Annotated in this window: 22 protein-coding genes; 11 read left to right on the top strand and 11 right to left on the bottom strand. The window is 70.9% G+C overall.

The window, feature by feature from the left end:
- The first annotated feature begins 186 nt into the window (after positions 1-186).
- Positions 187-1,422: an NAD(P)/FAD-dependent oxidoreductase gene (locus ACQPYK_RS10355; RefSeq protein ID WP_433253547.1), complete on the top strand. Its 1,236-nt coding sequence runs from the start codon at positions 187-189 to the stop codon at positions 1,420-1,422.
- A 314-nt stretch (positions 1,423-1,736) separates the two neighbouring features.
- On the top strand, positions 1,737-2,954 hold the full coding sequence (locus ACQPYK_RS10360; RefSeq protein ID WP_433253549.1) for an MFS transporter: 1,218 nt from the start codon (positions 1,737-1,739) through the stop codon (positions 2,952-2,954).
- Positions 2,955-3,008: 54 nt separating this feature from the next.
- Here the strand turns inward: ACQPYK_RS10360 and ACQPYK_RS10365 are convergent, their stop codons facing one another.
- The 6 genes from ACQPYK_RS10365 to ACQPYK_RS10390 form a co-directional block, all read right to left on the bottom strand.
- A complete protein-coding gene (locus ACQPYK_RS10365; RefSeq protein WP_433253551.1) occupies positions 3,009-4,172 on the bottom strand; it encodes an ARPP-2 domain-containing protein in 1,164 nt (387 codons plus the stop codon).
- A complete protein-coding gene (locus tag ACQPYK_RS10370) occupies positions 4,169-5,542 on the bottom strand; it encodes a hypothetical protein (protein ID WP_433253553.1) in 1,374 nt (457 codons plus the stop codon). Before ACQPYK_RS10370 ends, ACQPYK_RS10365 begins: the two co-directional genes overlap by 4 nt.
- A gap of 288 nt (positions 5,543-5,830) precedes the next feature.
- The gene (locus tag ACQPYK_RS10375; protein WP_433253554.1) at positions 5,831-6,763 is read right to left on the bottom strand and encodes an acyl-ACP desaturase; all 933 of its coding nucleotides are present in this window, start codon (positions 6,761-6,763) and stop codon (positions 5,831-5,833) included.
- On the bottom strand, positions 6,729-7,529 hold the full coding sequence (locus ACQPYK_RS10380; protein WP_433253556.1) for a DUF998 domain-containing protein: 801 nt from the start codon (positions 7,527-7,529) through the stop codon (positions 6,729-6,731). The genes ACQPYK_RS10375 and ACQPYK_RS10380 overlap by 35 nt, the downstream gene beginning before the upstream one ends.
- Entirely contained in the window at positions 7,526-8,749 is a 1,224-nt protein-coding gene (locus ACQPYK_RS10385; RefSeq protein ID WP_433253558.1) for a glycosyltransferase, read from the bottom strand. Before ACQPYK_RS10385 ends, ACQPYK_RS10380 begins: the two co-directional genes overlap by 4 nt.
- Positions 8,750-8,763: 14 nt before the next feature.
- Positions 8,764-9,591, bottom strand: a complete 828-nt coding sequence (locus ACQPYK_RS10390) for a DMT family transporter (protein WP_433253560.1) — start codon at positions 9,589-9,591, stop codon at positions 8,764-8,766.
- A 213-nt stretch (positions 9,592-9,804) separates the two neighbouring features.
- Here ACQPYK_RS10390 and ACQPYK_RS10395 point away from each other — a divergent pair, with 213 nt between their 5' ends.
- Positions 9,805-10,206 (top strand): lipocalin-like domain-containing protein, encoded by a 402-nt coding sequence (locus ACQPYK_RS10395; protein ID WP_433253562.1) that lies wholly within the window; start codon positions 9,805-9,807, stop codon positions 10,204-10,206.
- Between the two features lie 161 nt (positions 10,207-10,367).
- Here the strand turns inward: ACQPYK_RS10395 and ACQPYK_RS10400 are convergent, their stop codons facing one another.
- Positions 10,368-10,997 (bottom strand): DedA family protein, encoded by a 630-nt coding sequence (locus tag ACQPYK_RS10400; RefSeq protein WP_433253564.1) that lies wholly within the window; start codon positions 10,995-10,997, stop codon positions 10,368-10,370.
- Positions 10,998-11,317: 320 nt separating this feature from the next.
- On the opposite strand from ACQPYK_RS10400, the gene ACQPYK_RS10405 reads away from it, so the two are divergent.
- On the top strand, positions 11,318-12,280 hold the full coding sequence (locus tag ACQPYK_RS10405) for a hypothetical protein (RefSeq protein ID WP_433253566.1): 963 nt from the start codon (positions 11,318-11,320) through the stop codon (positions 12,278-12,280).
- A gap of 74 nt (positions 12,281-12,354) precedes the next feature.
- Here the strand turns inward: ACQPYK_RS10405 and ACQPYK_RS10410 are convergent, their stop codons facing one another.
- On the bottom strand, positions 12,355-13,101 hold the full coding sequence (locus tag ACQPYK_RS10410) for an NADPH-dependent F420 reductase (RefSeq protein WP_433253568.1): 747 nt from the start codon (positions 13,099-13,101) through the stop codon (positions 12,355-12,357).
- Positions 13,102-13,287: 186 nt separating this feature from the next.
- Here ACQPYK_RS10410 and ACQPYK_RS10415 point away from each other — a divergent pair, with 186 nt between their 5' ends.
- Positions 13,288-14,118, top strand: a complete 831-nt coding sequence (locus ACQPYK_RS10415) for a helix-turn-helix domain-containing protein (RefSeq protein ID WP_433253570.1) — start codon at positions 13,288-13,290, stop codon at positions 14,116-14,118.
- 60 nt (positions 14,119-14,178) lie between these two features.
- Here the strand turns inward: ACQPYK_RS10415 and ACQPYK_RS10420 are convergent, their stop codons facing one another.
- Positions 14,179-14,814: a VC0807 family protein gene (locus ACQPYK_RS10420; protein ID WP_433253572.1), complete on the bottom strand. Its 636-nt coding sequence runs from the start codon at positions 14,812-14,814 to the stop codon at positions 14,179-14,181.
- Between the two features lie 438 nt (positions 14,815-15,252).
- Between ACQPYK_RS10420 and ACQPYK_RS10425 the strand changes: the two genes are divergently transcribed.
- Positions 15,253-15,597, top strand: coding sequence for a luciferase family protein (locus ACQPYK_RS10425; RefSeq protein ID WP_433253574.1), 345 nt, complete (start codon positions 15,253-15,255; stop codon positions 15,595-15,597).
- On the opposite strand, the gene leuE is transcribed toward ACQPYK_RS10425, so the two are convergent.
- Entirely contained in the window at positions 15,578-16,228 is a 651-nt protein-coding gene (leuE, locus tag ACQPYK_RS10430) for a leucine efflux protein LeuE (protein WP_433253576.1), read from the bottom strand. The genes ACQPYK_RS10425 and leuE overlap by 20 nt on opposite strands.
- Before the next feature lie 201 nt (positions 16,229-16,429).
- On the opposite strand from leuE, the gene ACQPYK_RS10435 reads away from it, so the two are divergent.
- Both ACQPYK_RS10435 and ACQPYK_RS10440 read left to right on the top strand, forming a co-directional pair.
- Entirely contained in the window at positions 16,430-16,672 is a 243-nt protein-coding gene (locus ACQPYK_RS10435) for a type II toxin-antitoxin system VapB family antitoxin (RefSeq protein ID WP_433253578.1), read from the top strand.
- Entirely contained in the window at positions 16,669-17,103 is a 435-nt protein-coding gene (locus ACQPYK_RS10440; protein ID WP_433253580.1) for a type II toxin-antitoxin system VapC family toxin, read from the top strand. Before ACQPYK_RS10435 ends, ACQPYK_RS10440 begins: the two co-directional genes overlap by 4 nt.
- An 82-nt stretch (positions 17,104-17,185) precedes the next feature.
- On the opposite strand, the gene ACQPYK_RS10445 is transcribed toward ACQPYK_RS10440, so the two are convergent.
- Positions 17,186-17,659, bottom strand: coding sequence for an Lrp/AsnC family transcriptional regulator (locus tag ACQPYK_RS10445; RefSeq protein ID WP_433253582.1), 474 nt, complete (start codon positions 17,657-17,659; stop codon positions 17,186-17,188).
- Between the two features lie 224 nt (positions 17,660-17,883).
- On the opposite strand from ACQPYK_RS10445, the gene ACQPYK_RS10450 reads away from it, so the two are divergent.
- The 3 genes from ACQPYK_RS10450 to ACQPYK_RS10460 all read left to right on the top strand — a co-directional run bounded on the left by ACQPYK_RS10450 (position 17,884) and on the right by ACQPYK_RS10460 (position 22,505).
- Entirely contained in the window at positions 17,884-18,459 is a 576-nt protein-coding gene (locus ACQPYK_RS10450) for a nitroreductase family protein (protein WP_433253584.1), read from the top strand.
- 774 nt (positions 18,460-19,233) lie between these two features.
- Complete coding sequence (locus ACQPYK_RS10455; RefSeq protein WP_433253586.1) at positions 19,234-20,808, top strand: chitinase; 1,575 nt, start codon at positions 19,234-19,236, stop codon at positions 20,806-20,808.
- Between the two features lie 8 nt (positions 20,809-20,816).
- Positions 20,817-22,505 carry a fibronectin type III domain-containing protein gene (locus tag ACQPYK_RS10460; RefSeq protein ID WP_433253588.1) on the top strand — a complete coding sequence of 563 codons (1,689 nt, stop codon included), beginning with the start codon at positions 20,817-20,819 and terminating at the stop codon, positions 22,503-22,505.
- The last annotated feature ends 90 nt before the right edge of the window (positions 22,506-22,595 follow it).

A 22,595-nucleotide genomic window follows, 5' to 3' on the forward strand; every position in this document is an offset into this window, starting at 1 on the left:
GGGGATAGGGGCTCTTCCGGGCGCGGTGACCGGGCGGGAGGGGTACGAGGAGACATGCGGGGAGCTTGGCCGGAGGGACGCGCCGCCGAGGCGGGACCGAGACGAGAGATCCGCGGGGAAGGAGAGGCCGGCGTTCTTCGCGCAGGCTCGTTGGAACCGGCGCGGGAATCGGATAGGAAGAGATTCATGACTACCGAGCAGACGTTCGTCATCGTCGGAGCGGGCCTGGCCGGTGCGAAGGCCGCGCAGTCCCTGAGAGAAGAGGGCTTCGCCGGCCGGGTCGTGCTGATCGGCGCCGAGGCCGAGCGGCCCTACGAGCGGCCTCCGCTGTCGAAGGGCTACCTGCTCGGCAAGGAGGACAGGGCCAAGGTCCACGTCCACGACGAGGGCTGGTACGCCGACAACTCCGTGGAGCTGGTGCTCGGACACCGCGTGACCGGCCTCGACCGGGCGGCGCGTCAGGTGGAGCTCGACGACGGCCGGCGAATCGGCTACGCCAAGCTGCTGCTCGCCACCGGCTCCTCCCCCCGGCGTCTCGACGTGCCCGGCGCCGACCTGGAGGGCGTCCACTACCTGCGCCGCCTCGACGACTCCGAGCGGCTGCGCGAGGCGATCCGCGGTGGGGGCCGGGTGGTCGTCGTGGGCGCCGGGTGGATCGGGTTGGAGACCGCGGCCGCCGCCCGTGGATACGGCTGCGAGGTGACCGTCGTCGAGCCGCGGCCGGTGCCGCTGCAGGCCGCGCTCGGCCCCGAGATGGGCGCCTTCTTCGCCGAGGTGCACCGCGGGCAGGGCGTCGAGGTACGGCTCGGCCTGGGAGTGACAGGCTTCCTGGGCGCCGGACGCGTCAGCGCGGTGTCCACCGACGACGGTGGCGAGATCCCGGCCGACGTGGTGATCGTCGGTGTCGGCGTGACCCCCGACACCGGGCTCGCCGAGCGGGCGGGCCTGGCCGTCGACAACGGGATCGTCGTCGACGAGTCCCTGCGCACCGACGACCCCGACATCTACGCCGCCGGCGACGTGGCCAACGCCTTCAACCCGCTGTACGGCACTCACATCCGTGTCGAGCACTGGGCCAACGCGCTCAACGGGGGACTGGCCGCGGGCAAGGCCATGCTCGGCCAGAAGGTCGTCTACGACCGGCCGCCCTACTTCTTCACCGACCAGTACGACGTCGGCATGGAGTTCTCCGGCTGGTTCGCCCCGGGCGGATACGACTCCGTCGTCGTCCGCGGAGACCTGGAGGCGCGGGCCTTCCACGCCTTCTGGCTCGCCGGCGGCCGTGTGGTGGCCGGGATGCACGTCAACCAGTGGGACGAGGGCATCGCGCCGGTGCGGGAGCTGATCCGCGGCGGCGCCCCCACCGACCCCGACCGGCTCGCCGATCCCTCGGTGCCGTTGGCCGACCTGGCCAAGAGCTGATCGCCGGTCAGTCCGTCGAGGCCGATGCCGCTGCCCGGCGGCCGCTCCTTGCGGCTGCCGGGCAGCTCGCGCGTCCAGCCGGTGAAGACGCCGTCGGCGATCTCGATCGGGCGCGCAGGACGGGCCGGGGCGGGGACGCGCGCTCCTGTGGAGTCCATTTCGTGGCATAAGATGGCTGATTGTTGTGTTCTGAGCGAATGCATGCAATGACCGCACGGCGGCCGCTGGAAGGCGGTATCTACCCCGGTCGAAGCCCACCATGACGGTGTGCTCCCGGATCGGGCGGCGCTCCGTCTGGACTCCGACGGAGACTGATGAAGTCCTATCTCGCCGTGCTCGGTTCCCCCGGCGCCTGGCGTTTCCTCGCCCCCGCGTTCCTCGCGCGCCTGCCGTACGCCATGTTGCAGCTCGGCATCCTGCTGCTCGTGCAGTGGTCCACCGGCTCCTACGGCGCGGCCGGGATCGCCGCCGCGGCGGCGGCCGTGGCGCAGGCGCTGGTCGGCCCGCAGACCGGGCGGCTCGCCGACCGGTACGGCCAGCCGAGGGTGCTCATCCCGCAGGTCGTCCTGCACGCCCTCGCGCTGGGCGGCCTGCTCGCGCTCGCCGCAGCCCGTGTCCCGGCCCTCCCGCTGGTCGCCGCGGCGGCGCTGGCCGGGGCGTCGGTGCCGCAGGTCGGTTCGATGGTCCGGGCTCGCTGGGCGCATCTGCTGGGGCGTTCGGGCAGGCTGGGCACCGCCTTCGCCGTCGAGTCCATCACCGACGAGCTGACCTTCACCCTCGCCCCGGTGCTGCTGGTGGCCCTGTCGACCGGCTTCTCTCCCGTCTGGGCGCTGCTGATGGCGCTGGTCATGGTCGTGGCCGGAACGCTGGCGTTCGCGCTGGTCCGCAAGGGCGCTCCCGAGCCGATGCCGGTCCGGGTCCGCTCCCAGGGCGGTGTGCTCCGGCTGCGCGGCGTGGCCGTGCTCGCGGTGGCCTTCGTCGCGCTCGGCACCGTCTTCGGCAGCCTCCAGGTCGGCATCACCTCCTCCACCGCCGCCCTCGGCGAGGCCGCCGCGGCCGGGCCGGTCTATGCGGCCTTCTCCGGCGCCAGCTTCGCCGGCGGCATCCTCTACGGCGTCGTCCGCTGGCGGATCGGCGCCCCGGCCCGGCTGGTGGCCACGCTCGGGCTGCTCTCCGCCGCCACCGCCGCCCTGACGCTCGCCGGATCCATCCCCCTGCTGTACGGCGGGGCGGCCATGGCCGGGTTCGTCATCGCCCCCGCCGTCATCACCGGCTACACCCTGGTCGAGACGCTGGTCCCGGCCGAGGTCAGGACCGAGGCGTTCACCTGGCTCAACGGCTCGATCGGGCTGGGCATCGCCACCGGCGCGGCCGTCGCCGGCCAGCTCGTGGACCGCTTCGGCGCGACCCCGGCCTTCCTGGTCCCGCCGGTCACCACCGCCCTGGCCGCGCTGCTGGTGCTGACCTTCCTGCGCAGGCTGCGGCCGGCCACCGAGTCCTCCTCGGCCCGCGAGCTGGTCACGGCTCCCTGAGCCGAGAAGCCGGCGCGGGCCACGGCTTCCCTCCCGCCGTCCACGACACCGCCTTCAACCTGACGGCCTCTTCGCGCGCCGGGCCTGGGCGCGGTAGTGATCGAGAATGTCCTGGCGGAGGAGATGGCCGAAGCCCGCGCCTTCGATGCGCAGGCCGAGTTCGGTCTCGGTCAGGCCGAACGCCGCGGCGGTGTCGGCCAGGTTCCAGCCGTGAGCGGCGAGCCGGGTCAGCAGATGACCACGCCGCACCTGGTTCTCCGACAGCCGGAACGTCTTGAGATACGCGACGTGACCGGCCTCGTCGGTGATGAGCTCGCCGATGTGGTTGTCGCGCTGCCGCTCGAAGGGCGGCAGGAAACGGGACAGGCGATAGCGGCCCATCTCGTGGACATGCTGGTAGGTGTAGTCCTCGCCGACCAGCCCGCCCGCCATGACCTGGTCGTGGAAGGCCGCCCACTCCTCCCGCTGCCGCCGGGCCTGGGCACGCAGGTCGGCGAGCGAGCGCACCGTCGCGTCCGCGATACGGGCACGGAAGTCGGGCACCGGTCCGCTGAGCATCGCGTAGTGGTAGATCAGCTCGCCGTACAGGTCCTGCAGGAGGGTGGCGTGCAGGGCGCGGTAGTCGCCGGGGTGCGGCACCGCGAACGCGGCGGCGAGCGCGTCCGCGACGTAGACGACGACACCGCACTGGCCGGGATGGATCTCGAAGACGCGTAGGGCGTCTTCCAGGCCCTTGACGGCGGCGCCCGCGTACGCCTCCTCGCCGCGAGGCGAAAGCCCATGATCGATCGCGCGACGCGACCATTCCTCCCACGCGATCTCCGGCCCGCCGAAGTGCAGCGCCAGGTAGCCTTCGAGCGCCAGGTGCAGGGGCAGGAAGCGCAGCCGGTTCTTGTCGACCCGGAGGGCCATGCGGCGGTGGAACCGCAGCGGCATCCGGCTGGGCGCACGGTCACGCTCCGCCGAATCCCGGAGCTGGGTCCCGTACGCCGCGGCGGGGGTGCCGTCGGGTGTCCAGTTCGCCACGAACCCGTGCGGGACATAGGAGAAGTACGTGCTCCGCGGGGCCACCTCTACGACGCCGAACTCCGCGTCGTAGAGCCGGAGATCGAGCCGCAGGTCCTCGATCGGCTTCTCGCGGACCAGCGGGACGAGCCGCACACCGCCCCAGACCTGCGCGGGGCGGGTGGAGAGCCCGGTGAGGGCGAGACCCGTCACGCGTCCTCCCGGAGGAATTCCTCGACGCGGCGCGCCAGGTGACCGCGCAGCTCGGAGAGTCCGGTCCGCCCCTGCGCGAACTGGGCCAGCTCCACCAGGGCGACCAGGTCCTCGGCGTCGCGGATCCCGGCGGTCGGAACGGTCGGCGACAGCCGCCGTACGTCGAAGTCGGCGGCGTCGTAGACCGGGTTGAGATGCACGATGCCGCAGGCGTGATCCGGGTCGAGCCGGGTGCGCCAGATCCGCAGCACCTCTCCCGCGAGCCCCGGTGGCGCGTTGTCCCATCCGTCGGAGACGATGACGAGGCGCTCGGGTCCGCGTTCGAGGCCGTCGAGGACGCGCTCGCCGAGCGGTGTCGCCCCGTACGGGTGGACGAGCAGCGCGTCCGAGCGGCCCGACAACCACAGCGGCGTGTATTCGGAGGCCAGTGCCTCCAGGAGGAAATGGCAGGCGAGCGCGACGGCGAGCGGGCGGCGGCGCTTGTGTCCCGAGCCGTAGGCGGAGAAGCTGTCGTCGAGGACGCCGACCACCGTGCCCCAGCGCCCGGCCTGGTCGCCCGCGGCCCGGCGGGCGGCCGCGCGCAGCGCCGTCGTCAGCTCGGCGCGGCGGCGCGCGCGATCGTCCGGTGAGATGGCCAGCACGTATGACGCCAACCGGGTCAGCGGCATCGCGGTGAGGTCGGCTCGCACCGCCTCGGCCTTCAGGCCGCGTGCCGACTCCTGCAGCCGCAGCCGCTCCAGCCGGGTGAGCCGGGGCGCGATGCGCTCCAGGAAGGCGTTCCGGGCGATGCGATGCTTCGCCGCGAACCCCTCCGCCACCGTGTAGGGCAGCTCGTACAGCGCGGCCTGCTCGTAGTGGGCCCGCCGCCACGTCTCCAGGATGGGCGTGGCGTAGGCGGCCGGTCTGTGCGGGGTGAACAGGAACGGCCCCAGCTCCCCGGCCGGCCTCAGATGGGCGTGGCGGACGACGTCCTTGACGGCGCCGCGGTACTTCACCGCGTCGAAGGCGAGATCGGGACGGCCGGTCAGCCAGTTTCGCATGATCGTCCTGGTGCGCCGGTTGTTGACCCTGGCGCGGCGCAGCGCGCGAAACAGCCCGTACACCCGGGGCGGGGGCAGCAGGGCCAGCCGCCGGGCGATCAGACGCCCCTCGGCGCGACGCCGGTCGGGGTCCGCCTCCGCCGTCGTGGCCAGCAGGTTACGGGCGATCAGTACGGCGTTGTGGTCGTTGATGTCCAGGGCGAGGGTGGCCGCGTACAGGTCGCGATAGTTGCCGAGCAGGTAGCGGTGCAGGAAGTCCAGCGAGAGGTGCTGCTCGTCCGCGCCGGAGTGGAACTCGCGCTGGCCGGTGGAGGTGATCGCCGCGTTCACGAACAGCAGGACGTCGTCGGCGGCGATCAGGTCCGCGCTGGTCTCGGTGCGGGTCTCGATCGGTGCCTCCCGGGTGCGGTGCGGGGCCGGCCGGGGAATGGGGGCACGAACTGCGAGTCATCGCTTCACAGGCGGGTTCCGGAAGTCGCACCGGAGTCCCGCGGCCGGCTTCGGAAGGGTAACACCGACGTATCGCCTTCTTCCGCCCTATTTCCCGCCGTCGCGGGCCGTCCGCGAGGACCGGAACCCGGGGACCGCTCTCGGGCGGCCCCCGGTGGAGGAGCGGCGTCAGGCCTGGGCGGCCTGGCGGGCGCGGCGGGCCTCGCGGCGCTCGACGAAGCGGGAGGCGGAGACCTCCAGGCGGGCCAGGAAGTCGGCGAGCTCCTCGCGGGCCTTCTCGCCCTCGGCGTCGAGGTTCTGCATGTCGAAGACGGCCCACTGGCGAAGGACCGGCATGAGCACGTCGTCCAGGTGCAGGCGCAGGTCGTAGATTCCGGCGTTGGCGATGGTCATCGCCTTGCGGGTGAAGCCCTCGATCCCGGTGCCGGGCATCTGGAAGGTGGTCACCACGTCGGTGACGGCGCGCATCGTCTGGCTGGGGGTGAGCTGGAAGGCCGCGTTGAGCAGGTTGCGGTAGAAGAGCATGTGCAGGTTCTCGTCGGCGGCGATCCTGGCGAGCAGGCGCTCGCAGTTCGGGTCCTGGGACGCCTTGCCGGTGTTGCGGTGGGAGATGCGGGTGGCCAGCTCCTGGAAGGAGACGTAGGCCAGCGAGTGAAGCACCCCCTCGTAGGAGTTGGTGAAGCCCTCGCCCATGTGGGTCATCCGGGCCCGCTCCAGGGCGACCGGGTCGACCGCGCGGGTGACCGTCAGGTAGTCGCGGATGGCGGTGCCGTGGCGGCCCTCCTCCGCGGTCCAGCGGTGCACCCAGGTGCCCCAGGCGGCGTCACGGCCGAAGGCGGTGGCGATCTCGTAGTGGTAGCTGGGGAGGTTGTCCTCGGTCAGCAGGTTGACGATGAGGGAGACGCGGGCCTCCTCGGGGAGCTTCGAGTCGGTCTCGACCCACGCCTCGCCGCCGAAGATGCCGTCGTAGTCCCGGCCCTCGGACCACGGGACGTATTCGTGCGGGAACCACTCCTTGGCCACCTTGTCGTGCCGGTCCAGCTCCCCGGCGACGACGGGCTCAAGCTCAAGCAGCAGCTCGGTCTGACTCAATTCTCGCATGGGGATCTCCCTCACTGACTACGGAACCGTAACCTACGTTAGCGTAGGTAAAGTGGGGTTCGGTAAGCGGGGATATGTCGCTTTTATTAGCGTCCGAAAGGGGGCGTTCACCGGCGTCTGGTAGGGAGCGCCGCTCGCGCAGCGGGCGGGTCGTCGGCGCCGGCACCGGGCCCCCGGCGCTTCGGGCGGCCAGGAAGACCAACGCCATCTCGGCGAGCAACAACAGGCGTTCGACCAGGCCGTAGTAGGCGGGACCGTCGATCAGCTCGGCGACCGGCGACCCCGGATGAGTCGCCAGGAACCCCGCCAGGAGCACGGTCGACACCGTGCTGACGGCCGACAGCGCCGGCCTCCGGAACCGCCGGCCCGTCATCCAGCCCGCGCAGGGCAGCGCGGTGAAGACCACCGCCGCCGCCCAGCGGTGGATCTCCCCGCCGGCCGAGGCGACCCCCGGGGTCGCGTCGGTGGGGAACACCGCGGTGAGCAGAAGCCCCAGCGCTCCGGCGACGAACAGCACGCGTGCCGCGGCGCTGCCCGCCGGGTCCACCCGCGCCAGGCCGTACGCGACCCACATCGCGCCCATGGCCAGCATGATCGTGCCGCCGGCCATCGCCCAGGCGCTGGCGTCGAACAGCGCGTAGTCGCTGATCAGGCCGCGCATCGGGTCCACCGCGCCGGCGGCGACCACGTGCGCGTAGGCCATCGAGGCCAGGGCGGCCACCGCCCCGGCCATCCCCGGCCAGCGCCACACCGGCTCCTCGTTCATCGGGCCACTTCCCGGTAGATCGCCTCGAAACGGGCCAGGGACGCCCGGTGGTCATGGGTCAGCGCGATCGCGCGGCTGACCGCGCCCATGGCGGCGCGCCGATCGGGCGAGGTGAGCAGGCCGTCGAGGTGGCGGGCCAGCTCCCGGACGTCACCGGGCCGGAACAGGTGGCCGTTCTCGCCGGGCCGTACCAGGTGAGGCAGGGCCATCGCGTCGGCGGCGACCACCGGCAGTCCGGTGGCCATGGCCTCCAGGGTGGCGATGCTCTGCAGCTCCGCGACGCCGGGCATGGCGAACACGTCGGCGGCGGCGTAGGCCTGGGGGAGCACCTCGTCGGGGACGAATCCGAGGAAGAACACCCGGTCGCCGACCCCGATCCGGCGCGCCAGCCTCTCCAGCGCCGCCCGCTGCCCTCCGGTGCCGGCCAGCGCGAGCTGGGCGTCGGTGCCGTTGAGGATGTACGGCAGGGCGCGGACGAGCTCGTCCAGCCGCTTCTCCTCGTCCAGCCGCCCGACGAACAGCACGGTGTCGCGGTCGGGCAGGTCGAACGCCTTGCGCGCCCACTGCCTGGGCTCGGCGCGCGGCTGGAACCTGTCGAGGTCGATGCCGCACGAGACCGGTTCCACCGGGAGGGTGAAGCCCTTGCCGGTGAGCAGTCCCGCGGCGATTCCGGTCGGCGTGGTCACCCGGTCGGCCCGGGAGAAGACGCGTTTGAAATCCCGCCAGGCCAGGTCTCCGGCCCGCTCGCGAAGCTGGGCGGGGATGTGCGCGAACTGGAAGAGGTTGTCCGGCATGAAATGGTTGGTCGCCACCACCGGGACGTCTCCGCGCCGGGCGGCCGAGATCGCGGCGCGGCCGACCACGAAGTGTCCCTGGACGTGGACCACGTCCGGGGCGATGCTCTCCATGAGCCGGTCCAGCCGGGTGGGCACCGAGATGCGCATGGTCGGATGGACCAGCAGCGGCGCCGAGCGGAGCCGGTGCACGGTCACGCCGTCCACGTACTCGGTCCTGGCCGGTCCCTCGTCCGAGGCGCAGACCACGTGGACCTCGTTGCCCCGCTCGGCCAGGCCGCAGGCCAGCCGGTGGGTGAAGTAAGCGGCGCCGTTCACGTCGGGCGGGTAGGTGTCGGTGCCGATCAGCACCCGGCGTGGCCGGGTGGCGAGGGGTGCGGGGGCGGGGGGTGCGGGAGCGAGCGTGGGGACGGCTGACATGGCCATGGGCGATCCGTTCATCAGGCGGTCGAGGGACGCGTGGGGGACATCGGAGTGGTGCGAGCCAGCGCGAGGGTGCCGGCTGCGGTCAGCGCGCCCGCCGCCAGTGCGGTCAGCGCGCCGGCGGCGTCGGTCGGCAGGGGCTCGCCCAGGAGGAGGGCGCCGAAGGCGACGGCGGTCAGGGGATCGGCCACCTGGAGGGTGGCGAACGCGACGCCGAAGTGACCGACGGCGTAGGCGCGTTGCAGCAGGGCCAGCGCGATCAGGGCGGGCAGCGGGACGGCGAGCAGGAACCAGGGCTCCCACTCCCCGTCGACCAGGACCCGGGTGAGCGTGGCGGTCGCGCCGTACAGCACGCCCGCCGCCGTGGCGAGCAGACCGGCCCGCCCGGCGGGGGGCGCCTGCCGGGCGGCGGTCCACAGCGCCAGGGCGACGGCGGCCGCCCCCGCGAGCAGGGTCACCGCGCCTCCGGTGCCGAGATGGGGATCGCTGTCGTGCCGGGGCACGGCCAGGACGAGGCCGATGAGCCCGGCGGCGATCACGGCCGCGGCGGCGAGCTCGCCGGGCCGGGGCCTGCGCCGTCGCAGGGCGGCGGCGCAGGGCAGCGCGAACAGGAGACTGGCCACGCCCATCGGCTGGACCAGCGTGAGCGGGCCGTACTTCAGCGCGACGATGTGCAGGCCGGTGCCGGTCGCGATGGCCAGGCCGCCGAGCAGCCATCGCGGACGCCTGATCAGGTGACGTAGGGTGGCCCGGACCGTGTCCGCCGCCTCGAACTGCTGCAGTGCGGCCCCGAGTGCGAAGAACAGCGATCCCAGCAACGCCAGGCCGACCGCCAAGACAGGCATGCGCACTCCTCTCAAAGCAGATGAAGACATGGCGAGATGACCGATACGCCTCGCGAAAGCGTCCGGGGAGGGACTTCGGGTGGACCAGTGGCAGCGTCCCCCGCCCGGCGGGGCCACAGCCATAGGGGTTCTCCCTGACTTCGCCGGGAATTCCCTGATATCAAGGTCGGGGACTGTTGACCCGCTGGCTTCGTTTATCGTAGTTTCGCGGGCATGGATCTGGTCGGAGCCTGGTGGCTGGTCGAGTGGCGGATCGCTCATGCCGGCGGTCGAATCTCCCACCCCTTCGGCCGTGACGCGACCGGCCTGCTCTGCTACACCCACGACGGCCACATGAGCGCGACCGTCACACGGGCCGCGCGCCCGCCACTACCCGGATCCGCGGCCGGGCAGGCGGCCGTCCAGGCGCGGGCCGAGGCGTTCGCGTCGTTCTTCTGCTGCGCGGGCCGTTACGAGGTCCGCGACGGGCAGGTGGCCCACGACGTCGAGATGGCGCTCGACCCGGCCGCCGCCGGCACCACCCAGATCCACGAGCTGAACTTCGACGATGACCGGCTCATCCTGGCCGCCGCCGAGGGAGGCCGATGGCACACCCTGATCTGGAGGCGGGCCTGACCTCCGGGCGGCCGGCGTTCGGACCCGCCCGGGAACATCTTCCGATCCGTGCCGCACCGGCCGTGGACGGCCTTCCGATCGTGGCGCCCGTCCGGCCGGGAACATCTCCCTGACCGGCGACACCTTCGGCGGCGGTGATCGCCGCATACGCCGTCCGGCGGTCAGTCACGTGAGCCGGCGAGGACCCGCTCCGGCGCCGGAGCGGTACGGCGACGCCGTACGTGCCGGACCGCCTCGACCGCCACGGTGATCGACAGAGCGATGCCCAGACCGAGCAGCAGGCCCTTGACCGGGTCGTTCTCGAAGGCCGCACCGCCGACGTAGCCGATCAGCGAGGAGTAGATCGCCCAGGAGGAGGCGGCGACGGCGTCGAAGAGGGCGAACGGGCGCCGCGGGTAGGCGACGGCACCCATGGTGAGGGTGCAGGCGGTCCGGCCGCCGGGGATGTAGCGGGCCACCACCAGAACGAGGCCGCCCCGCTCGGTCAACGCCCTCTCCGCCCAGGCGAACGCCTTGCCGCTGCGCCTGCCGTTGCGCAGCCGGTCGTTGGTGGTGCGCCCGATGGCATAGGAGATGTGATCTCCGGCGAACGCGCCCAGCGCCGCCACCACGATCACCAGCGCGAGGTTCGGCGCGCCGGTGGAGGCGGCGAACACGCCCGCCGTGATGACGGAGGTCTCGGCGGGCACCACCGGGAAGAATCCGTCGAGCATCGCCAACGCGAACAGCGCCGGATAGATCCAGGGCGAGGTCATCACATCGTGCAAGGCGTCAAGGATGGCCTGTGTCATGGGCTGCGCTCCAATGAGTGGGGGAAATCTCCACCAGTACGCTGACGGCCCGTCGCTTTCCGGACATCGGGGGAAGACCCGGAAGGTGGCGGGGCGCTTCCCTGAGATCCCTCAGGGAAGCGTCCCGTCGAACCTAGAAACCGGGCGGGGGTCGCCGCATCGCACGATCGGCCGCCTCGACCCCCTACTTTCGTCGGGGAAAGCCTGTCGTCTCCGGCGCAGGCGCCTTGCCGGGCCGCCTCTCACCCACCCCTTACGGGGGAGGCGGTTCCCCGTAAGGGGGGAGGGACGGCGCGGCCGGAGCGAGGACAGTCGCAGGCATGACCGATGCGAATGACGACGCGAGGGCATGGGCCCTGCGCCTGACGGCGACCGCGGTGACGGTCGCGGGCACGCTGCCCTACATCACCCTCAAGCTCATCTGGCTGACCGGCGGATCCGCCGGTATCGACGACCCGGTCATGCTCCGGGACGGCGGCTTCTTCGGCCTCAACCTGCTCACGTTCGGCTTGGACGCGGTGGCGCTGCTGATCGCGCTGGCCTTCGTCCGGCCCTGGGGGTTCCGAATCCCCGCGGGACTGATCCTCGCGCCGATGTGGGTCGGCATCGGGCTGCTGGTCCCGCTCCCGCTCGTGGTCGTCCCGGTCTTCCTGGCCGATCTTTTCGGCGGCACCCCGTTCGTCGCCGGGGGCGGTCCGGTGGCCGGATGGGTCTTCGCCGTCGTCTACGCCGGGTTCACCTGTCAGGCGTTCGGGCTCGTCGCCGGTTTCGTGTTCCACGCTCGCCGGCGCTGGCCCGGGATGTTCACCCGGCGGACCTCGGAGGGCGCGGCGGGTCCGACGCAGGAGCTTCAGGTCTTCGTGGCCGGGGGAGCCATGATCGTCGCCTTGATCCTGGCCGCCTTCAATCTGAGCTGGCTCCTGGGCTTCGCCGTCGGGCTCCCCGCCGGGGCGCTCGCCGACCGCTCCCTCGCCTCCTGGCTGCAGGGCGCGGTGAGCGTGCTGCTGCCGATCGCCGGGGCGGCCGGTCTGCTGGCGATCGTCCGCCGCCGGTCCGGGCGACCGCTGTGGGTACCGGTGACACTCGCCTGGATCGGCTCGGGGGGCATGTTCGGCTGGTCGATGTGGATGCTGCTCGTCACACTGACGCCTACCGCCCTCAAGGCCGCTCCCGGCGGGGGCGCGATGGACCTGGTGACCCTGTTCACCCTGCTGACCGGTCTCGTCACCGGCCTCGCCGGCGCCTTCGCCCTGGTCGAGCGCGAGCATGAGAACGCCGGTTGAAGGTCGACCCGGGGAAATCATGTGAAAGGGCGCGAAGGTTCAAATGAAACCGGTGACCCGGCGGGGTTCCAGGATCAGTCGTCGCTCGGGAGCCTGGCCTCGCCTGCCGGCCGTCGAACCGCGGTCTCGACGAGCTTGCCGACCTGCGCTGCGGGAACGGCGATGCCGGGTGTCCGGAGAGTCCAGCGGAGGAAGGCCTCAACGCTCATGGCGGGTGTTTCACCGAGATAGGGCTGGATGTACACCGGTGTGTTCGGTTCGCTGCGCCAGCTGGCGGCAAGCGTGCCGATGTCCACCGCGTCATAGCCGAGGACGTCCAACAGCCGGGCGGTCTCTGCCTTGGCCCCGGCGTCGTCGCCGGCGACGGGCAGGGCGCTGCGGTCCGGCGCGCCCGCGGGCCGGGCGAGTGAGAACAGCTGGTGCGGGGTGATGTTGTTGAACGCCTTGACCACCTGGGAACCCGCGAGGTGGCGCTGCATCAGAGCGCTGGAGGTCAGTTCGCCCGCATCCAGTTCGGCCAGGTGGCCGTCCCGCTCGGGGTAGTAGTTCGCCGTGTCCAGCACCGTCTTGCCGGACAAGGCTTCGGCGGGGAGCCGTTCGTAGGCCTTCAACGGGATGGCCGCCACCACCAGGTCCGCGGCGCGTGCCGCTTCTGCCGGTGTGGCCGCTCGGGCATGCCCGCCCAGCTCAGCAACAAGATCAGCGAGCGTCTCAGGGCCTCGCGAATTACTGAGGACGACCTCAAGGCCGGCCGCGACGGCCAGGCGGGCAACGGAAGAACCGATCATTCCGCTGCCGATGAGTCCGAGCGTTCGGGACACGGCTTCTCTCCGTTCGTTCGTGTAGATGTCGCGATGAGAGCCGGCGGCGAGCGCGGCAGGGCCGCGCCGGTCGCACGTGGGTGGCTCGCCTGACAGCCTGGAGCCGCCGCGACCGCCCGACCAGACCCGTGTTCTGCGTACTCACGGCATGATCACCCGCCGCACGCCCAGGCGTAGGGTTGTGGCGTGAACGACCGGACCGAGCTGAGCGAGTTCCTCAAATCACGCCGTGCCCGTCTGCGCCCGGAGGACGTCGGGCTGCGCGATTACGGCGGAGCGCGCCGGGTCGCGGGCCTGAGGCGTGAGGAGCTGGCCCGGCTGGCGGGTGTGAGCATCGCCCACTACACGCGTCTGGAACAGGGCAAGGGCGACAGCGTCTCGGACGAGGTCCTGAACGCCGTCGGCGCGGCGCTGCGCCTGGACGCCGACGAATCGGCTTACCTGCGCCGGATCGCACGGCCTCCCCTGCCGTGCGCGGGGGCCGCGACCTCGTCGGATGTGCCTGCGGGCTTTCGCCACCTGCTGGAGTCGTTCGTGATGACGCCGGCGCTGGTGGTCGGCAGGCACACCCAGATCGTCGGCTGGAACCAGCTCGCGGTGGCCGTGTTCGGCGACTTCCCCGCGCTGCCGGAGAATCGCCGCACGCTCTCGCACCTGCTGTTCACCGAGCCCTACCAGCGCGAGCTGCACCGCACCGGCTGGGAGCGGGCGGCGCACGAGCACGTGGCGCATCTGCGCGTTCTGCTCGGGCGGTATCGCGGGGACTCCGGACTCGCGGCGCACATCGACCACATGCGGGATCTGAGCGAGGACTTCGCACGGATGTGGGCGGAGCACCCGGTCGCGCAGGTCCGGTACCGGGAGTACGTGCTGCACCACCCGGTCGTGGGCGAACTGACCCTGCACGGTGAGCTCATCGCGCTGCCCGACGAACCGTCGTGCTGCGGGCTGGACCTGTTCGCCGCCGAGCCGGGCTCGGCGTCTGAGCAGGCGCTGCGGAAACTCGGGAGCCCGTAGGCGCCGCCCCGTGGATCCGCCGGGGATGTCGAACCGGGGATGTCGATCGGCGTGTCAGCGCTAGGCGGGGACGGGCTCGTGGTGCAGGCGACGCAGGACACGGCGGAAGGCGTAGACGGACACCGCCACCGCCAGGCCGCTGATCAGGGCGACCACCGAGGTGCGGACCAGCAGGTAGGTGCCGATCGACTGGTGCAGCAGGAGCCAGATGCTCACCGCCGAGTTGGTCAGCAGCACGAACGCCCACAGCAGCGTGATCCGGGCGAAGAACCGGCGGACCCGCTCGTGCTTCAGCACCGCCGTGGGCAGATGGATGTAGTCGAGGGTGAGCTTCTGCACCAGCGGGCGGTTCAGCCGCACCGAGGCGAGGAAGGCCATGCTGATGCAGATCGTGCCCAGCTCGGGCTGCAGGAAGAAGAACGCCATGCTCCCGCTCCACAGCGCCGTCAGCGCCCGCACGGTGATCGCGATGGCGGCCATGAGCATCGTTCCCGGCACCGGGACCCGTCGGATCAGCCGCCATCCCACTCCGGCGTACACCCAGCTCACCGCGGCGATCAGCGCGCCGTGCTCGCCGAGGAGGGCGAGTGCGGAGTAGAAGACGGCCAGGGGGGCGATGACGCCCTCCAGGATCTTCGGCACCGCCTGGCGGGCCAGGGTGGTGAGGCGGGGCAGGACGACGGGTGCATGGCTCATGACGCTCCACGGGACGGTGGAATGACCGGCGCTGGGATTACGCGCCTACCCCGACACGAGATTGCCAGTCATGCCGGGTTTGTCGTATGGGCTTACGGGAAAGCCGCGCCGATGTTCGGGGGCCATTTACCGTACCCGAACCGAACGCATGCCTTCCCTATAACCTTCCGGCGCCGTACGGCTCGCCCGGCGCGGCCGACGGGTCCCCGCGGATGGGCGCGTGAGGTCGCGCGGTACGGAAGGCGCCGCGAGAATGCCGGGAAAGCCGCGAGAACGCCGGGAAAACGGCGCCTCGCAGGCCCGGAGCCCTCCACCGGGAGGGCCTCGGCCGCGGCATCTGACATGAAGAGCGACGGATGTGTTCGGAAGTTCGGTCTGTCGGTAACGGTTGAGAAACGGAAGCTTTCCCGATGACGTCCGGTCCGCGACGATTCAGATATGGCAGTGCACGCGCACACGTCCGACCGGTCAACCGAGGGTGTCGCGAACGTGGCGGCCCAGCTCATCCGCTGGCCCGACCTCGCACTGAAACGCACCCGCAGGGGGCTCGGGTTCCGGGCCAGCGGCCGGGAGATCGTCAGGATGTCCGGAGATCACACCGCGGAGCTGCTGCTGACCACCGCCGTGATCGACCGGTGGGCCCGGGTGCTCACCGACTGCCGTCGGGTCACCCCCGGCAGGGACGCCGGGTGGGTGGCCATGACGATCGAGGGCAAGGCCGACGCCGACCTGTTCCTCTCACTCGTCAGCGTGGCGATCAAGGTCAACCAAGCGTCGCGGTAGCGAGTCGCGCGCCGAAACCGATGAACAGCGCGCCCACCCCGGAGGTCAGTCCGGCCGACAGCTTGCGGCGTGCCCGGAACTGACCGGCCAGGAAGGTTCCGCTGAAGATCAGCAGTGACAGGTAGAGCATGCTGAACAGCTGGCAGATCGCGCCCAGGATCAGGAACGACAGCGCGGGCGTGCCATAGCCGGGGTCCACGAACTGGATGAAGAAGGAGATGAAGAACAGGATCGCCTTCGGGTTCATCAGGCTGATCACCAGGGCCTTGCGGAACGGGTTCTCCACGGTCGCCTCCGGCGCCGGGGCGGCCTCCGCGCTCCTGCCCGCCCGCCAGGAGCGCCAGGCCCCTCGCAGCATCTGGAACCCGATCCACGCCAGGTAGGCGGCCCCGGCGTACTTGACGATGCCGAACAGGATCGGCGTCGACCTCAGAAGCGAGGCGGCCCCGGCGGCGGCGAGCACCATCAGGACGGTGTCGCCGAGGAAGACCCCCATCGCGCCGCGGTATCCCTGCCGCACCCCGCGCTGCGCGGCGGTGGCGAGCACGTAGAGGGAGTTCGGTCCGGGCAGCAGGATGATGAAGAAGGCGCCGATGACATAGGTCCATATATCGGTGATGCCGAAGAACATAGTGGTGCTCCAGGGGGCGTTACGGGATCCGTATCACCGTACTCCCCGAAGGGGCGCTTCCCGCCCGGCGCCCCGGCCGGGCGGGTGCGGTGCGTGACCCGCCCACGCTCCTCGCGCCTCGCGTCGACTACTCGATGTAGTGGATCGCATGCTTTGGGTAAAGAAGTATGGCAATATTGCTTCGTGGGTATTGCCAGCAATATGAAGACCACCGTGGACATTCCCGATGCCCTTCTGTGTGAGGCCCGCCAGGTGGCCAGGGCCGAAGGGACGACGTTGCGGGCCCTGATAGAGGAGGGCCTGCGCTTCGCGCTCGCGAGACGGGCGAGAAAGGGGGGCTACCGGCTGCCCGACGCGGCTGTGGGCGGTCGCGGTCTCCAGCCGCAGGTGAGCGGTGCCTCATGGGAGGACATCCGCTCCCTGGCCTACGGAGATCGCCTGTGATCGCTGTGGACACGAACGTCCTCGTCTACGCCCACCGGTGTGACAGCGGGTTCCACGACCGAGCCGCGTCGGCACTGAGGACCCTCGCCGAGGGAAAGGCGTCGTGGGCACTTCCGTGGCCCTGCGTCCACGAATTCTTCTCGATCGTGACCCACCCTCGCGTCTACGCGCCGCCGAGCACCGGGGTGGAGGCTTTCACCCAGATCGAGGCCTGGCTGGGATCGCCGTCTCTCGTGGCGATCGGTGAGACGGACAACCACTGGCCCACACTCAAGTCCTTACTCGAGTCGGGCAAGGTCGTCGGTCCAATGGTCCACGACGCGCGGATCGCGGCGTTGTGCGTCGCGCACGGTGTTCGCGAGCTGTGGACCGTGGACCGTGACTTCAGCCGCTTCCCCGGGCTCGTCACCCGCAATCCGCTGCAGAGCTGAGGCCCGCCACGAGGGAGCCGGGAGGTCCGGCGTCACGGTGACGGTGCGGGCGCCCCGTGCCGGGCTCGCCGGTGTGCCCGGCTCAGCCGCCGTCGGCCAGCGGCTGGACCCGATGCGGCACCACGGTCGACAGGGTGATCACCGTGCTGCTGCGCCGTACTCCGGGGATGGCCAGGGTCAGGTCGATGACGTGCTGGATGTGCTCGTGGTCACGGCCGGCGATGCGGCACCAGACGTCGCCCGGGCCGGTGACGATGTGCGCTTCGAGCACCTCAGGGATCGCGGCGAGGGCGGCGGAGATGTCGGCGCGGGAGATCTGCTCCACCTCAAGGGTGGTGAAGGCCTGCACGGGGTAGCCGAGGGCGCGAGGGGACAGGTTGGGGCCGAAGTCGGTGATCACGCCGTCGGCCACCATCCGGTCCAGGCGGGCCTGGACGGTGCCCCGGGCGACGCCCAGGAGACGGGCGATCTCCAGCAGGCCCGCGCGCGGGCGGTCCCTGATCAGATGGAGCACCTTGCGGTCGAGCTCGTCCAGGCCGTTTCGCCGAGCTGCCAATCTGTCCACCTCCGGAGCGTGTGGCGCACGCGAGACTGTCGATCTGCCAGTGAACCGGCCAGGGTGTTGCCCTACTTGTGACCACAATTCAGACTACGCCTGCATATATGCCAACTATGGAGGCAATCGTGGCACGGGAGCATTCATACCCATTCATTCCTTATCGCCCGGAGCGCTATCCCGAGGCCGAGATGGTCGCGCGAGGGCGGGAATTCTACGAGCACATGGACCGGCGCCGGAGCGTGCGGTTCTTCAGCGACGAGCCGGTGCCGCGCGAGTGTGTCGAACTGGCCGTCAGGACGGCCAACACCGCGCCTTCGGGGGCCCACCAGCAGCCGTGGAAGTTCGTCGTGATCGGCGACCCGGAGACGAAGGGACGGATCAGGCGGGCGGCCGAGGTCGAGGAGCGGCAGAACTACGAGGGAGGCCGGCTGACCCCCGAGTGGCGTGCGGCCCTGGCCCACCTGGAGACCGGTTCCGACAAGGGCTACCTCGAAACGGTGCCGTGGCTGGTGGTCTGCTTCGCGGAGAAGTACGGCGTGCGCCCCGACGGGGGCAGGGTCAAGCACTACTACGTCAACGAGAGTGTCGGCATCGCCTGCGGGTTCTTCATCGCCGCACTGCACGCGATGGGCCTGTCCACCCTCACCCACACCCCGAACCCGATGGCGTTCCTGACCGGCATCTGCGGACGCCCGGCCAACGAACGGCCCTACATTCTGTTCCCGATCGGCTACGCGGCCGACGACGCGGAGGTTCCCGACCTGGTCCGCAAGCCCCTGTCCGAGGCCATGGCCTGATCCGCCGCGACCGTCCGAACGCGTCCGGCGGCGTCAGGGGTTCACCGCCGGACGGTTCGGCGCCGAAGGTTGGAACGTGCCTAGCTGGGTCGTTGAAACCTGGATTTTTTGGGCCTTGTGGGGAAAGTCTGTCAAGGCTACGATCGCGACAACTCTTAGGAAACTTTCCTAAAAGAAATATCGAATAGGGGCGCCCGTGACCCGCTCGCCACCGACCGGCCGGATTCCAAGCTGCGGAAACTCGATGACAGTGGTCTCCACTGCATGAAGGTCCGACCATCCGGACGCCTCACCCCCCACAGTTCCCCTCTCCTGGGAGCGATCATGCGGCGTGCCTTTCCCTCACTTCTCTTGACTGCCCCGGCAAACACCCTCCCCGGCCGTCCGCGCCCGGCGAAGCCGGCGCCGTGACCTCCCTCGCCGAGACCTCCGGCCAGGGAGCCGAGACCTCCGGCCAGGGAACGGGACGCCCGGCCACATAAGCCAGGAAGACGCTCGGGGCGACGGCCGGGAGCCGGCCGATGACGACGACGCTCCCGCCGACGCCGGGCGATCCGCCCGCGCCGACCCGTGCCGGCCAGCGCCGATCAGCGCCGATCCATGCCGGCCAGTGCCCACCAGCGCCGATCCACGGTGCGCTCCCGCCCTTCCTGCCGGGCCGGGACCGCGCCCTACTCGCCGTACGGCTCTCGCCTGCCTCCTCGTTCTCCCCGAGGAGCACCCCCCAGAGGCGCGAGCCGTACGGCCACCCCCCACCGAATGCATGAGGTTAACGTGAAATTTCGCGTCATCGCTCGATCGCTCGTCGCCGTGGCGGCCCTCGCCATGGCGACGGCGATCGCGCCGCCCGTCCAGGCCGCCTCAGCCACCGCCACCTTCGTCAAGGTCGGCGACTGGGGCTCCGGCTTCGAGGGCAAATACACGATCAAGAACGACGGCGGCGCGGCTCTGAGCAGCTGGAAAGTGGAGTTCGACCTCCCGCCGGGAGTCAGCGTCGGCTCCTTCTGGGACGCCACCCTCGCCCGCAGCGGCCAGCACTTCACCTTCACCAACCTGGGCTGGAACGGCAACGTCCCGGCCGGCGGCAGCGTGACCTTCGGCTTCCTCGGCACTCCCGGCGGGACGGCGTCCCTGCCCGCGAACTGCAGGCTCGACGGCGCCGACTGCGGCGGGAGCAGCGAGAGCGCCCCCGGCAAGCCGGGCGCGGTGACGGCGACGGGCGGTGCCGGCAGCGTCGCGTTGTCGTGGGGCGCCTCCTCCGGCGCGGTGACCGGCTACCGGGTCTATGAGGGTTCGACGCTGAAGGCCACGGTCACCGGTACCACGGCGACGATCTCCGGTCTGGGCGTCTGCGAGGCGCACACCTACACGGTCTCGGCCTACAACGCGACGGAGGAGAGCGCCAAGAGCGACCCGACGAGCGCGACCACCACCGGCTGCCCCATCGGCCGGCTGCCCAAGCACTTCCTCACCGGCTACTGGCACAACTTCGACAACCCCGCCGTCGAACTCAGGCTGTCGGCGGTGCCCCGGGACTACGACCTCGTCGCCGTCTCCTTCGGCGAGGCCGGCTCCACCACGGGCGAGGTCGTCTTCGGCGTCGACCCGGGCCTGTCGGCCTCCCTCGGCGGCTACACCGACGCCCAGTTCAAGGCCGACGTGCAGACCCTCCACTCGCGGGGCCAGAAGGTCATCATCTCGGTCGGCGGCGAGAAGGGCCGCGTCCAGGTCTCCAGCGCCGCCGCGGCGACCAAGTTCGCCGACAGCCTCTACGGCCTGATGCAGAGCCACGGCTTCGACGGTGTCGACATCGACCTGGAGAACGGCCTCAACTCCACCTACATGGCCCAGGCCCTGCGAGCGCTGCGCGCCAAGGCGGGAGCGAGCCTGATCATCACGATGGCGCCGCAGACCATCGACATGCAGTCACCCGGCGCCGAATACTTCAAATTGGCACTGAGCATCAAGGACATCCTCACGGTCGTCCACACCCAGTTCTACAACTCCGGCTCGATGCTCGGCTGCGACCAGATGGCCGCCTACTCGCAAGGCACGGTCAACTTCATGACCGCGCTGGCCTGCATCCAGCTGGAGAACGGCCTGCGCCCGGACCAGGTGGCGCTCGGCCTGCCGGCCGGACCCGGCGCGGCAGGCGGCGGGATCGTCGCCCCCTCCATGGTCAACCAGGCGCTGACCTGCCTGGCCACCCGGACCGGCTGCGGCGGCTTCGTGCCGCCGCGCGCCTACCCCGAGATCCGGGGCGCGATGACCTGGTCCGTCAACTGGGACGCCGGCAACAACTGGAACTTCTCCAAGACCGTCAAGCCGCATCTCGCGACCCTCCCCTAGGAATGCTCATGAGATCACGTCGTACGGCCTTCGCCGTACTCGCCGCCCTGGCGATGTCCTTGTCCGGATTCACCGCCGCCGCGAACGCCGCCCCCCAGGCGTCGGCGGTCCAGTTCGCCGCCCCCCAGTGGCAGGCGTGGACGGCCTACGCCACCGGCACCCGGGTGACCTACAACGGCGTCGAATACGAGTGCGTCCAGGGCCACACCTCGCTGCCCGGCTGGGAGCCGCCCAACGTCCCCGCCCTGTGGAAGATCGCCACCGGCGGCGGCGATCCCACACCGCCCAGCGTGCCCGGCAACCTCCGCGTGACCGGCACCAGCGCGTCGAGCGTCTCGCTGGCGTGGGACGCCTCCACCGACAACGTCGGCGTCACCGGCTACGACGTCTACCGGGGCTCGACCCTGGTGACCACCGCCACCGGCACCTCCTACACCGACTCCGGGCTGGCCACCTCCACCAGCTACACCTACACCGTCCGCGCCCGTGACGCCGCCGGGAACGTCTCCGGCGCAGGCAACCAGGTCACCGGCACCACGTCCGGCAACGGCACGCCCGGTCAGCCCGGCGCCCCGTCGGTGACCGGCTCGACCGACAGCGGCATCTCCCTGTCGTGGGGCGCCTCCTCCGGCACCGTGACCGGCTACCGCGTCTACGAGGGCACCACCCAGCGCGCCCAGGTCACCGGCACCACCGCCACCGTCTCCAGCCTGGGCGTCTGCACCACCCACACCTACACGGTCAAGGCGTACAATTCCGCCGGCGAGTCCGCCTCCAGCGCTCAGGTCACCGGCACCACCACCGGCTGCCCGCCCACCGGCGGCAAGATGGACGGCGCGCCGTACTACTACACCGGCTGGGGCGACCCGCCGAGCATCTCCACCGTGATGAGCGCCACCGGCGTCAAGTCCTTCACCATGGCCTTCATCCTGGCCCAGAACGGCTGCAACCCGGCATGGGACGGTCAGCGCCCGCTGACCGGCGGCGCCGACCAGGCCGCGATCAACCAGATCAAGGCCGCGGGCGGCAGCGTGCAGATCTCCTTCGGCGGCTGGCAGGGCAACAAGCTCGGCCCGAACTGCTCCACCCCCGCCGCCTTCGCCGGCGCGGTGCAGAAGGTCATCGACGCCGTCGGCCCGGCGGTGGTCGACTTCGACATCGAGAACACCGACGAGTTCGAGAACTACACCGTCCAGGACCGCATCCTCAACGGCATCAAGCTCATCAAGACGGCCAACCCCGGCGTCAAGGCCGTCGTCACCTTCGGCACCGCGACCAGCGGCCCGACCGCGCCCGGCATCCGCCTGATCAACCAGGCCAAGGCCCTGTCCGTGCCGATCGACAACTACACGATCATGCCGTTCGACTTCGGCGGCGGCGCGAACATGTACCAGAACACGATCAACGCGGCGGAGGGCCTGAAGAACGCGCTGAAGTCGGCCAACAGCTGGACCGACGCGCAGGCCTACGCCCACATGGGCATCTCCGGCATGAACGGCCTGTCCGACCAGCAGGAGCAGACCACCCCGGCGACCTGGACCCAGATCAGGGACTGGGCCAAGTCCAAGGGGTTGACCCGCCTGGCGTTCTGGTCGGTCAACCGTGACCGTCCCTGCCCCGGCGGCGGCGTCCAGGAGAACTGCAGCGGCATCGCGCAGGCCGACTGGGAGTTCACGAAGATCACCGCCGGCTTCTAGCCGGTACGGCTCGCACCCGCTGCGCCGGGTGCGAGCCGTACCTCTGTCCATGACACCCCCACCAAAGCCTCATGAGGCAGGTCATGAACC

The sequence above is a fragment of the Streptosporangium sp. CA-135522 genome (assembly GCF_050949235.1).
GTDB lineage: Bacteria > Actinomycetota > Actinomycetes > Streptosporangiales > Streptosporangiaceae > Streptosporangium.

What these genes read in the sequence shown, in the direction of transcription:
- ACQPYK_RS10355 (WP_433253547.1), top strand. Translation starts at nt 187, where the DNA reads ATGACTACCGAGCAGACGTTCGTCATCGTCGGAGCGGGCCTGGCCGGT.
- ACQPYK_RS10360 (WP_433253549.1), top strand. Translation starts at nt 1,737, where the DNA reads ATGAAGTCCTATCTCGCCGTGCTCGGTTCCCCCGGCGCCTGGCGTTTC.
- ACQPYK_RS10375 (WP_433253554.1), bottom strand. Translation starts at nt 6,763, where the DNA reads ATGCGAGAATTGAGTCAGACCGAGCTGCTGCTTGAGCTTGAGCCCGTC.
- ACQPYK_RS10380 (WP_433253556.1), bottom strand. Translation starts at nt 7,529, where the DNA reads ATGAACGAGGAGCCGGTGTGGCGCTGGCCGGGGATGGCCGGGGCGGTG.
- ACQPYK_RS10385 (WP_433253558.1), bottom strand. Translation starts at nt 8,749, where the DNA reads ATGGCCATGTCAGCCGTCCCCACGCTCGCTCCCGCACCCCCCGCCCCC.
- ACQPYK_RS10390 (WP_433253560.1), bottom strand. Translation starts at nt 9,591, where the DNA reads ATGCCTGTCTTGGCGGTCGGCCTGGCGTTGCTGGGATCGCTGTTCTTC.
- ACQPYK_RS10395 (WP_433253562.1), top strand. Translation starts at nt 9,805, where the DNA reads ATGGATCTGGTCGGAGCCTGGTGGCTGGTCGAGTGGCGGATCGCTCAT.
- ACQPYK_RS10400 (WP_433253564.1), bottom strand. Translation starts at nt 10,997, where the DNA reads ATGACACAGGCCATCCTTGACGCCTTGCACGATGTGATGACCTCGCCC.
- ACQPYK_RS10405 (WP_433253566.1), top strand. Translation starts at nt 11,318, where the DNA reads ATGACCGATGCGAATGACGACGCGAGGGCATGGGCCCTGCGCCTGACG.
- ACQPYK_RS10420 (WP_433253572.1), bottom strand. Translation starts at nt 14,814, where the DNA reads ATGAGCCATGCACCCGTCGTCCTGCCCCGCCTCACCACCCTGGCCCGC.
- ACQPYK_RS10425 (WP_433253574.1), top strand. Translation starts at nt 15,253, where the DNA reads ATGGCAGTGCACGCGCACACGTCCGACCGGTCAACCGAGGGTGTCGCG.
- leuE (WP_433253576.1), bottom strand. Translation starts at nt 16,228, where the DNA reads ATGTTCTTCGGCATCACCGATATATGGACCTATGTCATCGGCGCCTTC.
- ACQPYK_RS10435 (WP_433253578.1), top strand. Translation starts at nt 16,430, where the DNA reads ATGAAGACCACCGTGGACATTCCCGATGCCCTTCTGTGTGAGGCCCGC.
- ACQPYK_RS10450 (WP_433253584.1), top strand. Translation starts at nt 17,884, where the DNA reads ATGGACCGGCGCCGGAGCGTGCGGTTCTTCAGCGACGAGCCGGTGCCG.
- ACQPYK_RS10460 (WP_433253588.1), top strand. Translation starts at nt 20,817, where the DNA reads ATGAGATCACGTCGTACGGCCTTCGCCGTACTCGCCGCCCTGGCGATG.